Source organism: Pseudomonas californiensis, assembly GCF_021147775.1.
Taxonomy (GTDB): Bacteria; Pseudomonadota; Gammaproteobacteria; order Pseudomonadales; family Pseudomonadaceae; genus Aquipseudomonas; species Aquipseudomonas californiensis.
Genome location: NZ_JAGTPK010000029.1, coordinates 1 through 14559 on the forward strand (window position 1 = coordinate 1; position 14559 = coordinate 14559).

Annotated in this window: 12 protein-coding genes; 9 read left to right on the forward strand and 3 right to left on the reverse strand. The window is 57.1% G+C overall.

Translation table 11 applies throughout. From position 1 onward, the window contains the following. Window positions 1–148: 148 nt before the first annotated feature. Window positions 149–670 (reverse strand): outer membrane protein assembly factor BamE, encoded by a 522-nt coding sequence (locus tag KDX37_RS22075; protein WP_231655151.1) that lies wholly within the window; start codon window positions 668–670, stop codon window positions 149–151. A gap of 98 nt (window positions 671–768) precedes the next feature. Between KDX37_RS22075 and fur the strand changes: the two genes are divergently transcribed. Then, window positions 769–1176: a ferric iron uptake transcriptional regulator gene (fur, locus tag KDX37_RS22080; RefSeq protein WP_099226787.1), complete on the forward strand. Its 408-nt coding sequence runs from the start codon at window positions 769–771 to the stop codon at window positions 1174–1176. Window positions 1177–1223: 47 nt separating this feature from the next. Here the strand turns inward: fur and recN are convergent, their stop codons facing one another. Next, window positions 1224–2897, reverse strand: coding sequence for a DNA repair protein RecN (gene recN / locus KDX37_RS22085; protein ID WP_231655152.1), 1674 nt, complete (start codon window positions 2895–2897; stop codon window positions 1224–1226). 270 nt (window positions 2898–3167) lie between these two features. On the opposite strand from recN, the gene grpE reads away from it, so the two are divergent. The 7 genes from grpE (at window position 3168) to greA (ending at window position 13295) form a co-directional block, all read left to right on the forward strand. Next, window positions 3168–3731 (forward strand): nucleotide exchange factor GrpE, encoded by a 564-nt coding sequence (gene grpE / locus KDX37_RS22090; protein WP_231655153.1) that lies wholly within the window; start codon window positions 3168–3170, stop codon window positions 3729–3731. 102 nt (window positions 3732–3833) lie between these two features. Beyond that, a complete protein-coding gene (gene dnaK / locus KDX37_RS22095; protein WP_231655154.1) occupies window positions 3834–5750 on the forward strand; it encodes a molecular chaperone DnaK in 1917 nt (638 codons plus the stop codon). A 327-nt stretch (window positions 5751–6077) separates the two neighbouring features. Next, window positions 6078–7220, forward strand: a complete 1143-nt coding sequence (gene dnaJ, locus KDX37_RS22100) for a molecular chaperone DnaJ (RefSeq protein ID WP_231655155.1) — start codon at window positions 6078–6080, stop codon at window positions 7218–7220. A 21-nt stretch (window positions 7221–7241) separates the two neighbouring features. Beyond that, a complete protein-coding gene (gene dapB, locus KDX37_RS22105) occupies window positions 7242–8045 on the forward strand; it encodes a 4-hydroxy-tetrahydrodipicolinate reductase (protein ID WP_231655156.1) in 804 nt (267 codons plus the stop codon). Window positions 8046–8328: 283 nt separating this feature from the next. Continuing rightward, the gene (gene carA / locus KDX37_RS22110) at window positions 8329–9465 is read left to right on the forward strand and encodes a glutamine-hydrolyzing carbamoyl-phosphate synthase small subunit (protein WP_231655157.1); all 1137 of its coding nucleotides are present in this window, start codon (window positions 8329–8331) and stop codon (window positions 9463–9465) included. A gap of 135 nt (window positions 9466–9600) precedes the next feature. Continuing rightward, window positions 9601–12822 (forward strand): carbamoyl-phosphate synthase large subunit, encoded by a 3222-nt coding sequence (gene carB, locus KDX37_RS22115; RefSeq protein ID WP_231655158.1) that lies wholly within the window; start codon window positions 9601–9603, stop codon window positions 12820–12822. After that, window positions 12819–13295: a transcription elongation factor GreA gene (gene greA, locus KDX37_RS22120; RefSeq protein ID WP_231655159.1), complete on the forward strand. Its 477-nt coding sequence runs from the start codon at window positions 12819–12821 to the stop codon at window positions 13293–13295. Before carB ends, greA begins: the two co-directional genes overlap by 4 nt. Window positions 13296–13458: 163 nt before the next feature. Here the strand turns inward: greA and KDX37_RS22125 are convergent, their stop codons facing one another. Further along, entirely contained in the window at window positions 13459–13767 is a 309-nt protein-coding gene (locus tag KDX37_RS22125; protein ID WP_231655160.1) for a YhbY family RNA-binding protein, read from the reverse strand. A gap of 103 nt (window positions 13768–13870) precedes the next feature. Here KDX37_RS22125 and rlmE point away from each other — a divergent pair, with 103 nt between their 5' ends. After that, window positions 13871–14521, forward strand: a complete 651-nt coding sequence (gene rlmE, locus KDX37_RS22130; protein WP_231655161.1) for a 23S rRNA (uridine(2552)-2'-O)-methyltransferase RlmE — start codon at window positions 13871–13873, stop codon at window positions 14519–14521. The last annotated feature ends 38 nt before the right edge of the window (window positions 14522–14559 follow it).

Below are 14559 nucleotides of genomic sequence, written 5' to 3' on the forward strand. Positions count from 1 at the left end.
GCTAGCGTGTAATCGCGCTGGCTACGCCTTTTGCCTGAGTCCATTGAATCCTCCTGAGGAAAGGTCAGAAGGTGTAAACCTTATTCAGGACGGGACACAATACACAAAAAAGCCCGGCATGCCGGGCTTTTTGCTGAGCGTTTTTCGCCTAGCGGGACTCGGTATTCAGAGGTTCCTGAGTCGGAACCGGGACTGTCTCGACACTGTCGACGTCCTTCTGGATCTGGTCCAGCAGAGAGCCGGGTTTGGCGGGCTCTTCAGGCTTCTGCTCCGGCTGGGCCTGGGCCGGCTCGGTGGTATCGCTGCCTTTGCCGAGAATCGCCTCGTCACGGCTTACGCCTGGCATGAAGTCGCCGGACAGGCTGACCAACTGATCATTGCCGTTGAATATCAGGCTGACACGTTCCTGCTGACGCTCGCCGCCACCTGGCTGCAAGCTGTACAGGTAATCCCACCGATCGGCGTGGAAGGTGTCGGTCAGCAACGGGTTGCCCATGATAAACCGTACTTGCCGCCGGGTCATTCCGGGGCGTAACTGGTCTATCATGTCCTGCGTGACGACATTACCCTGCTGGATGTCGATTTTGTAAACCCCGGGGAATGAACAACCGGCGAGTGCGAGCAGTCCCACGAAGGTGAAACTGGTTAGCAAGAGCTTGGTGTTTTGCATCGGTGGGCGACTTCCACTATCTTGGCTGGGACAACGTAAACCCCGATCATACCTGCATTAAGAGAAGCTGCGAAGCAGCGTCTGCGAGAAAGCTGACCATGGTTGAAAATAGCGAACTACGTAAAGCAGGACTCAAGGTAACTCTACCGCGGGTCAAAATACTTCAAATGCTCGATTCTGCCGAGCAGCGTCACATGAGTGCCGAGGATGTTTACAAGGCACTGATGGAGGCGAGTGAAGATGTTGGGCTGGCCACGGTCTACCGTGTTCTGACTCAGTTTGAAGCAGCCGGACTGGTGGTTCGCCACAACTTCGACGGCGGTCATGCTGTGTTTGAACTGGCTGATGGCGGTCACCATGACCACATGGTCAACGTGGAATCGGGGGAGGTGATCGAGTTCTTCGACGAAGAAATCGAGAAGCTTCAGAAAGCCATTGTCGAAAGACACGGCTTTGACCTGGTGGACCACAATCTGGTGCTTTACGTCCGTCACAAGAAGGCGTAACCCAGCGGCAAAGGCGACTTCAATGTCGCCTTTGTGCTTTCAAGGCCTCAGTTTTTGGCGGTGACGACCATTTTTTTGGCGTGCGCCAGAGATTCCTTGGTCAGGTCAATGCCGCCCAGCATTCGGGCAACCTCTTCAATGCGCTCGTTTTTGCTGAGCTTCGACACTGCTGTGCGCGTTGCGTCATTGTCCCTGACCTTGTGCACAAACAGGTGCTGGTGACCTTGCGCTGCAACCTGAGGCAGATGCGTGACGGTCATTACTTGGCCGCGCTCGCCCAGACGCCTCAGCAACTGGCCGACAATCTCTGCCGTCGGCCCGCCAATACCCACATCGACTTCGTCGAACACCAGTGTCGGTACGCGAGAGGTTTGCGCAGTAATAACCTGGATGGCGAGGCTGATTCGTGACAACTCACCTCCCGAGGCGACTTTTGCCAATGCCTTGAGCGGTTGGCCCGGGTTGGCGCTGACCAGTAGCTCAACGTGTTCAAGCCCGTGCGGATGCGGTTCAGGGCTGGCATTGGGTTTGAGTTCTATCTGGAAGCGACCGCCAGGCATGCCCAGGCGATGAATTTCCTGTTCGACCGCGCAGGCCAGTTGAGTCGCTGCGTTCTGGCGCAAATCGCTCAGTTCACGCGCTTTCTCCTGATAGTGACGAGCAAACGCCTTTACTTCGTGCTCCAGACGCTCGATTGACTCGTCATTGGCATTGAGTGTTTCAATCTCATCCAGCAATTTCTGTTGCAGCGTGGCGACTTCGCCGGGCTGTATGCGGTGTTTGCGTGCCAACGTGTAGATGGCATCAAGCCGTTCTTCCAGATGCTGCAGCTTGCCTGGGTCGGCGTCGAAGTGATCGAGAAAGCGATTGAGCTCACCTACGGCTTCTTCGACCTGGATCTGCGCGCTGGATAGCAGATCAGTGGCTTCGCTGAGCGCCGACGGCGAATTGTCCACGCTGCCAAGCCGGTGCAGGCTGGCAGTCAGCGCGTTGAGCACATTGCCGGAATCGCTTTCACTGCACTGCTCGACAACTTGACGGCAAATACTCAGCAGGCTTTCCGCGTTGGTCAGGTTCTTGTGTTCCTGCTCAAGCTGCTCGAGCTCGTTTTCACCCAGGCTCAGACTTTCGAGCTCTTCAAGCTGATAGCTGAGCAGTTGATGCCTGGCCCGCTGCTCATCGCCGGAATTCGACAGCCGTTCCAGTTCCTGGCGGGTCTGGCGCCAGCGTTGGGCAGCCAGTTGAACCTGGCGCGCCAGGTCCGTGGCGCCTGCGTACTCGTCCAGCAGGCGTCGATGGGTGTCGGTCTTCAGAAGCGACTGATGCTCGTGCTGGCTGTGAATATCGATGAGCAGCTCGCCGAGCACTTTCAGGTCGCCTTGAGGGCAGGGCGTGCCATTTATATAGGCGCGCGACCGTCCTTCGGCGGTGATGACCCTGCGCAGGATGCACGGGCCGTCGTTATCGAGGTCGCGCTCCTTGAGCCAGGTCTGTGCTTCGGGAATATCGATCAGGTCGAAGGTCGCCAGGATGTCTGCCTTGTCGGCACCGGGCCGCACGACGCCGCTGTCTGCACGGTCACCCAGCGTCAGGCCCAGGGCATCGAGCATGATCGATTTGCCGGCGCCGGTTTCGCCAGTGATTACGCTCATACCGCGATCCAGTTCGAGATCGAGATGTTCGACAATGGCGTAGTTGTGTACGGAAAGGTGCACCAGCATTGAGCGGCTCCCGAGCTATTTGTCTGGTTATTTATACAGTGTTTTATTTGCTTCTGACAATGCCTGGTCTTAGCTCGATTTGGTTGGTTCTTGCGATTTTTTATTTCGGCATACGTTTGGTGGCCTTCAGCAAGCCCTGTTGATGTCCCGAATTTTTGTGAGGTAATACGCATATCTGCATGTGTTGACCCTTGAAGCCAGAAAATCCGATCCCATATAGGGGGCAGAAGCGCGAGTTGGGTTCGCGGACGTTTTTAGAGGAGAACACTTATGGCTGACGAACAGAATCTGGATGCGCAGGCCCAGGACCAGGCTGCCGATACCGGCGCCGGTGATGAATTGGCGACGCGTGTGCAGGTGCTCGAAGAGCAACTCGCTACTGCGCAAGACCAGTCCCTGCGTGTGGCTGCGGATCTGCAGAATGTCCGCCGCCGTGCAGAACAGGATGTTGAAAAGGCGCACAAGTTTGCGTTGGAAAAATTTGCCGGTGATCTGCTGCCGATCATCGACAGTCTGGAGCGAGGCCTCGATCTGTCCAATCCGGACGACGAAAGCATTCGCCCGATGCGTGAAGGTATCGAGCTGACCTTGAAAATGTTCCAGGACACACTCAAGCGTTATCAGCTCGAAGCCATCGACCCGCACGGTCAGCCATTCAGTGCCGAACAGCACCAGGCCATGGCCATGCAGGAAAGTGCAGAGGTAGAGCCCAATACGGTGCTCAAGGTATTTCAAAAGGGTTACCAGCTTCATGGTCGCCTGCTGCGCCCGGCTATGGTCGTGGTCAGCAAGGCGCCGTCGCCTGTAACACCGTCTATCGACGAGCAGGCTTGAAATCAGCGGTAAGGCCCCCATTTATAGGCCAAGCGTTTAAGAGCTACCGCAATTTGTAAACGCAGTTGCGGCAACCAAATCAAAGTTTCGGGAGAGTCAAAGATGGGCAGAATTATCGGTATCGACCTGGGGACCACCAACTCCTGCGTCTCCATTCTGGAAAACGGCAAGGCCAAGGTCATCGAGAACGCCGAAGGCACTCGTACCACACCTTCTATTGTTGCTTATGCCAACGACGGTGAAGTTCTGGTCGGTCAGTCCGCCAAGCGTCAGGCCGTTACCAACCCGCATAACACCCTTTACGCAGTAAAGCGTCTGATCGGTCGTCGTTTCGACGAGCAAGTCGTTCAGAAAGATATCCAGATGGTCCCTTACAAGATCGTCAAGGCTGACAACGGTGATGCCTGGGTCGAGGCGAACAACCAGAAGATGGCGCCTCCTCAGATTTCCGCTGAAATCCTGAAGAAGATGAAGAAGACTGCCGAAGACTACCTCGGCGAGCCTGTGACTGAAGCGGTTATCACCGTTCCGGCCTACTTCAACGACAGTCAGCGCCAGGCCACCAAAGACGCGGGTCGTATTGCCGGTCTGGACGTCAAGCGCATCATCAACGAACCTACTGCGGCCGCACTGGCTTACGGTATGGATAAAGCGAAGGGCGACCACACCGTCATTGTTTATGACCTGGGTGGCGGTACGTTCGACGTCTCGGTTATCGAGATCGCTGAAGTGGATGGCGAGCACCAGTTTGAAGTGTTGGCTACCAACGGTGACACCTTCCTGGGCGGTGAGGACTTTGATATTCGTCTGATCGACTACCTCGTCGACGAATTCAAGAAAGAAAGCGGTATGAACCTCAAAGGTGACCCGCTGGCCATGCAGCGTCTGAAAGAAGCTGCTGAAAAGGCCAAGATCGAGCTGTCTTCGAGCATGCAGACCGACGTCAACCTGCCTTACATCACTGCAGATGCAACCGGTCCAAAGCACTTGAACGTGAAAATCTCGCGTTCCAAGCTGGAATCGCTGGTTGAAGACCTGGTTCAGCGCACTATCGAACCATGCCGTCTGGCCCTGAAAGACGCTGGCATCGAAATCAACTCGATCAACGACGTGATTCTGGTCGGTGGTCAGACTCGTATGCCGCTGGTACAGAAGCTGGTAACCGAGTTCTTCGGCAAAGAAGCACGTAAAGACGTCAATCCGGACGAAGCTGTTGCAATGGGTGCTGCCATCCAGGGCGCGGTACTGGCTGGCGACGTGAAAGACGTTCTGTTGCTCGACGTCAGCCCGCTGACTCTGGGTATCGAAACCATGGGCGGCGTGATGACTGCGCTGATCGAGAAAAACACCACGATTCCTACCAAGAAATCGCAAGTGTTCTCGACAGCCGATGACAACCAGAACGCGGTAACCATCCACGTGCTGCAAGGCGAGCGCAAGCAAGCCGGTCAGAACAAGTCGTTGGGCAAGTTCGACCTGGCTGAGATCCCGCCAGCACCACGTGGTGTGCCACAGATCGAAGTGACCTTCGACATCGACGCAAACGGCATCCTGCACGTTGGCGCGAAAGACAAGGCTACTGGCAAGCAGCAGTCCATCGTGATCAAGGCCAACTCCGGTCTGTCCGAGGAAGAAATTCAGCAGATGGTTCGTGATGCTGAAGTCAACGCCGAGGAAGATCGCAAGTTCGAAGAACTGGCCGCTGCCCGTAACCAGGGTGACGCGCTGGTCCACTCGACTCGCAAGATGATCGCTGATGCAGGCGACAAAGTGACTGCGGAAGAGAAAACTGCGGTCGAGGCTGCACTGGTTGCGCTGGAAGCTGCCGTCAAAGGCGACGACAAGGCTGCAATCGACGCCAAGGTCGAAGAGCTGTCCAAGGTTTCCGCTCCTATCGCTCAGAAAATGTACGCCGAGCAGGGTGAAAATCCGGAAGCAGCCGCCAAGCCTGCTGAAGAGACTGCAAAGGCCGACGACGTCGTCGATGCCGAGTTTGAAGAAGTAAAAGACCACAAGTAAGCGCAGGCTCACTTGAAAGCTGGTTGACCTCTTTCGAGTGGCGGCTGGTAGGATGTCGCCGCGCGGGAGCTTGCTCCCGCGTTGGCGTGTCTGGAATACGCAAAATTTCGGCGTGCAGGTTCGTGCCTGTTCGCCCTCGTGGCAAGATCGCGACGCTCCTGCGTGGCGACTCGTTCTGCCGCTTTCTCGGTCAGTTGATCTGGCTGGTGAACGAAGACCAGGATCGTTGAATTGACGTGAGTTGGGTCCCGGCCTGGCTGGGGCTCAACGAGTTTGGCAAGGCTCAGGAGGGCTTTGCCGAACGTCCTCAAGAGTGCGGAAGAATTTATGGCAAAGCGTGATTACTACGAAGTGTTGGGAGTGGAGCGAGGCTCCAGTGAAGCGGAGCTGAAGAAGGCTTATCGCCGCCTGGCGATGAAGCACCACCCAGATCGCAACCCTGATGACAAAGCGTCGGAAGAGCTGTTCAAGGAGGCCAACGAGGCCTACGAAGTTCTTTCTGATGCAAGCAAGCGAGCTGCCTACGACCAGTACGGTCATGCTGGTGTCGACTCAAGTATGGGTGGCGGCGGTGGTTTTGGCGGTGGCGCCGGTGGCGCGAACTTCTCGGATATTTTCGGGGACGTGTTCAGTGATTTCTTCGGCGGCGGTCGTGCGGGCGGCGGCGGAGGTCGAGGCGGCGCTCAGCGCGGCAGCGATCTGCGCTACACGCTTGAGCTGAACCTCGAAGAAGCGGTCCGTGGCACGACCGTCAATATCCGCGTTCCGACGCTGGTCAACTGCAAACCGTGTGATGGCAGCGGCGCCAAGAAGGGTTCTTCGCCTGTGACCTGCCCAACCTGTGGCGGTATTGGCCAGGTGCGCATGCAGCAGGGTTTCTTCTCTGTGCAGCAAACCTGCCCGCGCTGCCATGGTCACGGCAAGATCATCTCCGATCCGTGTGAATCGTGCCACGGTGAAGGTCGAGTCGAAGAATACAAGACGCTGTCGGTCAAAGTGCCGCCTGGCGTTGATACCGGTGATCGAATTCGTCTGTCCGGCGAAGGTGAGGCGGGCGTTCAGGGTGGGCCTACCGGCGACCTGTACGTTGTGATCAATGTGCGTGAGCACGACATCTTCCAGCGCGACGGCAAGCATCTGTATTGCGAAGTGCCGATCAGTTTCACCGATGCTGCATTGGGTGGCGAGCTTGAGGTGCCGACCCTGGATGGTCGCGTCAAGCTGAAGATTCCGGAAGGCACTCAGACAGGCAAGCAGTTCCGCTTGCGTGGCAAGGGTGTGGCTCCAGTGCGTGGTGGTGGTGCAGGTGACTTGATGTGCCGTGTTGCTGTGGAAACTCCGGTGAACCTCAGCAAGCGTCAGCGTGAACTGCTTGAAGAGTTCCGCACCTCGCTTGAAAACGACGAGTCTCACTCCCCGAAAGCCAGTGGTTGGTTTGAAGGTGTGAAGCGTTTCTTCGGCGATCTGTAAGGCTGACAACAGGAGCAGGGCATGCGACGTATTGCCGTAGTAGGCGCCGCCGGGCGTATGGGTAAAACCTTGATCGAGGCCGTTCAGCAAGCACCGGGCGCCGGGCTGACTGCGGCCGTTGCTCGTCCCGACAGCACGCTGGTGGGTGCTGATGCGGGTGAGTTGGCGGCGTTGGGTCGGATCGGCGTTCCCTTGTCGGATGATCTGGCTAAAGTCGCTGATGAGTTCGATGTGCTGATCGATTTCACGCATCCATCGCTCACGCTGAAGAATCTGGCGTTCTGCCGCAAGGCGGGCAAGGCGATGATCATTGGCACTACGGGTTTCAGCGCCGAGGAAAAGCAGCGGCTGGTGGAGGCCGGGAAAGACATTCCGATTGTGTTCGCGGCCAACTTCAGTGTCGGCGTGAATCTTTGCTTGAAGCTGCTTGATACCGCTGCGCGAGTGCTGGGTGACGAGGTCGATATCGAGATCACCGAGGCTCATCACCGGCACAAGGTCGACGCGCCTTCAGGCACCGCGCTGCGCATGGGTGAAGTGGTTGCCAATGCTCTGGGTCGTGATCTTGAAAAAGTCGCGGTATATGGTCGTGAAGGCCAGACCGGCGCGCGTGATCGTCAGACCATTGGCTTTGCGACCATTCGTGCTGGCGACGTAGTAGGTGATCACACCGTATTGTTCGCTGCAGAGGGTGAGCGGGTCGAGATCACCCACAAGGCGTCCAGCCGCATGACCTTTGCCAAGGGCGCGGTCAGGGCTGCAATGTGGCTGGATGGCAAGGCGCCTGGGCTTTACGACATGCAGGACGTGCTGGATCTGCGCTGATCGCTGCTGGGCCGGGTAACAAGCCGGATTGCACGTTTCTCGTGTGATTCGGCCAACTATTGACGTTGTCCCGCATGGCAGTTGCGCAAAACTGTCGCATTTCGCCGTGTTTCAGGCTCATTGGTGGTAGACCAAAATGAGCCTTTTCTGTAAGCTACAGCTTTAGTGTGTCCACTAAAAGCGCGCAGATGATTCTATAAGAAAGCGGGGTGACGTATCTACGTCATTCCGCTTTTTTGCAAGCTGCGATCGCCCTTTCAGGCTTTATTTACGGGAGGTCTTCTTGACTAAGCCAGCCATACTCGCCCTTGCTGATGGCAGCATTTTTCGCGGCGAAGCCATTGGAGCCGACGGTCAGACCGTTGGTGAGGTGGTGTTTAACACCGCAATGACAGGCTATCAGGAAATCCTTACCGATCCTTCCTATGCCCAGCAAATCGTTACCCTGACTTACCCGCACATCGGCAACACCGGCACTACGCCTGAAGACGCTGAATCGGATCGTGTCTGGTCCGCAGGGCTGGTCATTCGCGACCTGCCGCTGGTTGCCAGCAACTGGCGTAACAAGTTGTCTCTGGATGATTACCTGAAAGCCAACAACGTCGTTGCCATCGCTGGTATCGACACGCGTCGCCTGACCCGCATTCTGCGTGAGAAAGGTGCTCAGAACGGCTGCATCATGGCCGGCGACAACATTTCCGAAGAAGCGGCGATTGAAGCAGCTCGCGGTTTTCCTGGCCTCAAGGGCATGGACCTGGCCAAAGAAGTCAGCACCAAGGAAACCTACGAGTGGCGTTCCAGTGTCTGGAACCTGGCAACAGACAGCCACCCTGAAATCGCGGCCGCTGATCTGCCTTATCACGTCGTTGCTTTCGATTACGGCATCAAGCTCAACATCCTGCGCATGCTGGTTGAGCGCGGTTGCCGCGTGACTGTGGTGCCAGCGCAAACGCCTGCCAGTGATGTGCTTGCCTACAACCCTGATGGCGTCTTCCTGTCGAACGGCCCTGGCGACCCCGAGCCGTGCGACTACGCAATCAAGGCAATCAAGGACGTACTGGAAACCGATATCCCGGTATTCGGTATCTGCCTGGGTCACCAGCTGCTTGCACTGGCCTCTGGCGCCAAGACGGTAAAGATGGGTCATGGTCACCACGGTGCCAACCACCCTGTTCAGGATCTGGACACCGGTGTTGTCATGATCACCAGCCAGAACCACGGCTTTGCGGTCGACGAATCGACGCTGCCTGGCAACGTGCGCGCCATCCACAAATCGCTGTTCGACGGCACCCTGCAGGGTATCGAGCGCACAGACAAGAGCGCGTTCAGCTTCCAGGGTCACCCTGAAGCGAGCCCAGGCCCGAACGACGTAGCTCCACTGTTTGACCGCTTCATCGAAGCCATGGCCAAGCGACGCTAACCGGTTGCCTTGAGATGAGTAAGCAGGTAACCCAGGGTGGACCCGGACCATGCGTCCGGTTGCTGCCACCGGGGTTACCTCAAAGAAATGTTCAAGACGGCTTGCCGACTGACCTGCGGATTTGAGTGACAACCCATGCCAAAACGTACAGATATTAAAAGCATCCTGATTCTCGGCGCCGGCCCGATCGTGATCGGCCAGGCCTGTGAATTCGATTACTCCGGCGCCCAGGCCTGTAAGGCTCTTCGTGAGGAGGGTTACCGCGTCATTCTGGTCAACTCCAACCCGGCGACCATCATGACCGACCCGGCCATGGCCGATGCGACCTACATCGAGCCGATCAAGTGGCAGACTGTTGCCAAGATCATCGAAAAAGAGCGTCCGGACGCTCTGCTGCCAACCATGGGCGGCCAGACCGCACTGAACTGCGCACTGGATCTTGAGCGCGAAGGCGTTCTGGAGAAGTTCGGCGTGGAAATGATTGGTGCAAACGCCGACACCATCGACAAGGCTGAAGACCGCTCGCGTTTCGACAAGGCGATGAAATCCATCGGCCTGGCGTGCCCGCGCTCCGGTATCGCGCACAGTATGGAAGAAGCCAATGCCGTGCTCGAAACGCTGGGCTTTCCGTGCATCATCCGCCCATCGTTCACGATGGGTGGCACCGGTGGCGGCATCGCTTACAACCGCGAAGAGTTCGAAGAAATCTGCGCCCGTGGCCTGGACTTGTCTCCAACCAAGGAACTGCTGATCGACGAATCGCTGATCGGTTGGAAAGAATATGAAATGGAAGTTGTCCGCGACAAAAAGGACAACTGCATCATCGTCTGCTCCATCGAGAACTTCGATCCGATGGGCGTGCACACCGGTGACTCCATCACCGTTGCGCCGGCACAGACCCTGACCGACAAGGAATACCAGATCCTGCGTAACGCCTCGCTGGCGGTACTGCGTGAGATCGGCGTTGAAACCGGTGGTTCCAACGTTCAGTTCGGTATCTGCCCGGACACCGGCCGTATGGTCGTGATCGAGATGAACCCGCGTGTGTCGCGCTCCTCGGCGCTGGCCTCCAAGGCGACCGGCTTCCCGATCGCCAGGGTCGCTGCCAAGCTGGCTGTTGGCTACACCCTCGACGAGCTTTCGAACGACATCACCGGCGGCAAGACTCCGGCTTCGTTCGAGCCTTCCATCGACTACGTCGTAACCAAGCTGCCACGCTTTGCGTTCGAGAAGTTCGCCAAGGCCGATGCCCGTCTGACCACTCAGATGAAGTCGGTCGGCGAAGTCATGGCGATCGGTCGTACCTTTCAGGAGTCCCTGCAGAAAGCGCTGCGCGGTCTGGAAGTGGGCGTCTGCGGCCTTGATCCGAAGCTGGACCTGAGCCATCCGGAAAGCATGAGTACGCTCAAGCGTGAGCTGACCGTACCGGGCGCCGAGCGTATCTGGTACGTCGCTGATGCGTTCCGCGCTGGCATGACGGTCGAAGAAATCTTCGCGATGAACATGATTGATCCCTGGTTCCTGGTTCAGATCGAAGATCTGATCAAGGACGAAGAGAAGGTCAAGACGCTGGGTCTCTCTGCGATTGACCGTGATCTGATGTTCCGCCTCAAGCGCAAGGGCTTCTCCGATGGGCGCCTGGCCAAGCTGCTGGGTGTGACCGAGAAAAATCTGCGTACTCATCGCCACAAGCTCGACGTTTTCCCGGTCTACAAGCGCGTCGACACGTGCGCCGCCGAGTTCGCGACCGATACCGCGTACCTGTACTCGACGTACGAGGAAGAGTGCGAAGCCAACCCGTCGACACGTGACAAGATCATGATTCTGGGCGGTGGTCCAAACCGTATCGGCCAGGGCATCGAGTTCGACTATTGCTGTGTTCACGCGGCACTGGCACTGCGCGATGATGGTTACGAAACCATCATGGTCAACTGCAACCCGGAAACCGTCTCCACCGACTACGACACCTCCGATCGTCTGTATTTCGAGCCAGTTACGCTGGAAGACGTGCTTGAAATCGTCCGCGTCGAGAAGCCGAAAGGTGTGATCGTTCAGTACGGTGGCCAGACGCCGCTTAAGCTGGCTCGTGCCCTCGAAGCTGCGGGTGTGCCGATTATTGGCACCAGTCCGGATGCGATCGACCGCGCCGAAGACCGTGAGCGTTTCCAGCAGATGGTTGAACGTCTGAACCTGCGTCAGCCGCCCAACGCGACCGTGCGCAGCGAAGACGAAGCCATTCGTGCTGCTGCGAAGATCGGCTATCCGCTGGTTGTGCGCCCGTCCTACGTATTGGGCGGCCGTGCGATGGAAATCGTTTATCAGGAAGACGAGCTCAAGCGTTACCTGCGTGAAGCGGTTCAGGTGTCCAACGACAGCCCGGTGCTGCTGGACCACTTCCTGAACTGCGCCATCGAAATGGACGTCGATGCGGTCTGCGACGGTACTGACGTGGTGATCGGCGCGATCATGCAGCACATTGAGCAGGCAGGTGTTCACTCCGGTGACTCCGCATGCTCGCTGCCGCCATACTCGCTACCGGCTCACATCCAGGACGAGATGCGTGAACAGGTCAAGAAAATGGCTCTGGAGCTGGGCGTTGTCGGTCTGATGAACGTACAGCTGGCGCTGCAAGGCGAAGACATCTACGTCATTGAAGTGAACCCGCGTGCCTCGCGTACCGTACCGTTTGTCTCCAAGTGCATCGGTGTTTCGCTGGCCATGATCGCTGCACGCGTCATGGCGGGCAAAACCCTGAAAGAGCTGAACTTCACGAAAGAAATCATCCCGAACTTCTACAGTGTCAAAGAAGCGGTCTTCCCGTTCGCCAAGTTCCCGGGCGTTGACCCGATCCTTGGCCCGGAAATGAAGTCCACCGGTGAAGTCATGGGTGTCGGCGATACCTTTGGCGAAGCGTTCGCCAAGGCTCAGATGGGCGCCAGCGAAGTACTGCCAACTGGCGGCACTGCGTTTATCAGCGTGCGTGACGACGACAAGCCCCTGGTGGCAGGCGTTGCGCGTGACCTGATCAGCCTTGGCTTCGAGGTGGTTGCAACAGCGGGTACGGCCAAGCTGATCGAAGCGGCCGGCTTGAAAGTGCGTCGCGTCAACAAGGTGACCGAAGGCCGTCCACATGTAGTCGACATGATCAAGAATGACGAAGTCACGCTGATCATCAACACCACCGAAGGTCGCCAGTCGATCGCGGATTCCTACTCCATCCGTCGTAACGCCTTGCAGCACAAGATCTACTGCACCACTACCATTGCAGCAGGCGAAGCGATCTGCGAAGCGCTGAAGTTCGGTCCCGAGAAGACCGTACGCCGCTTGCAGGATCTCCATGCAGGATTGAAGGCATGATCAAATACCCAATGACAGTCCAGGGCGCTCGCGCCCTGGAAGAAGAGCTGACTCACCTCACCAAGGTGATTCGTCCCAAGCTGAGCCAGGACATCGGCACAGCGCGGGAGCTGGGCGACCTCAAGGAAAACGCCGAGTACCATGCTGCCCGTGAGCAGCAGGGTATGGTAGAGGCGCGTATTCGTGACATCGAAGGCCGTATGCAGAACGCCGTGGTGATTGATGTCACGACCATCGAGCACACCGGCAAGGTGATTTTCGGGACGACCGTAGAGATCGCCAACGTTGAAACCGACGATCGCGTGACTTACCAGATCGTCGGTGAGGATGAAGCCGAGATCAAGAAGGGCAAGATTTCGGTGGGTTCACCTATCGCACGTGCCCTGATCGCCAAGGAAGAAGGTGATGTGGTGACGGTGAAAACGCCCAGCGGTGTGATCGAGTACGAAATCATCGAGGTTCGCCACATCTGACGTCAGTCGCCCGCTGATGATATTGGCGGGCGCAGTTGCCCTGTCTTCCGTGCGATGGCGCGGATGAACGGGCGGTAGCGTGTGTGAGGGTTTGTTTGTGGCAGATGCTGCCGAGGCAGCCGGGAGGGAGCAGGGCACGCTGCAAGCGGCCCTGACTTCTTTTTTAGTGCGCGCGGTGGGCGTTGGACAGTAGCTTGTTTACCTTTGGGTTCTTGCGATAGATCAGTGCCATCTTGCCGATGACCTGAACCAGATCCGCTGACCCGGCCTTGCAGAGTTCTGCAATGGCTTGCAAACGGCTCTCGCGGTCGAGGATGTTGAGCTTGATCTTGATCAGCTCGTGATCGCTCAATGCGCGTTCCAGTTCTGCAAGCACACCTTCAGTCAAACCATTGTCAGCCACAATCAATACCGGTTTCAGATGGTGGCCAATGGATTTGTATTGTTTCTTCTGCTCTTGAGTGAGCGGCATAATCTGACCCCTGCGTCTGATCTTGTAAAAAGCGGCGGCCAGTTTACCCGAGCGAGTCCGGGACCGCCCAGTTAATCACGACTCGTTTATTTTGAGGTGCCCCGTGGCCCGTTCCAAGACTAGCCATAACTGGCTCAAAGAACACTTCGACGACAAATACGTAAAAATGGCCCAGAAGGACGGTTATCGTTCCCGCGCCAGCTACAAGCTTCTGGAGATACAGGAAAAGGACAAGATTATCCGTCCGGGGATGACTGTGATCGACCTGGGTGCTGCGCCCGGTGGCTGGTCCCAAGTGACCAGTCGTCTTATTGGTGGTCAAGGAAGGCTGATTGCTTCCGACATCCTTGAGATGGACAGTATCCCGGACGTGACCTTCATTCAGGGCGACTTCACCGAAGACGCTGTGCTTGGACAGATCCTGGAAGCGGTAGGGAATACACAGGTAGACCTTGTGATTTCCGATATGGCCCCCAATATGAGTGGATTGAGCGCTGTGGACATGCCGCGTGCAATGTTCCTCTGTGAGTTGGCGCTTGATCTGGCTGGTCGGGTCCTGCGTCCCGGCGGCGATTTCCTGATCAAGGTCTTTCAAGGCGAAGGCTTTGATGTGTATCACAAGGACATCCGCAAGCTGTTTGACAAGGTACAGATGCGCAAGCCGTTGTCATCCCGCGACAGATCGCGTGAGCAATATCTGCTGGCGCGTGGCTTTCGCGGTATCGAAGGTGCAGCCAGCGATGAGCGTCTTTGATTGCAGGCGATAGCTTTTTTCAAATGGCTTTGTCGATG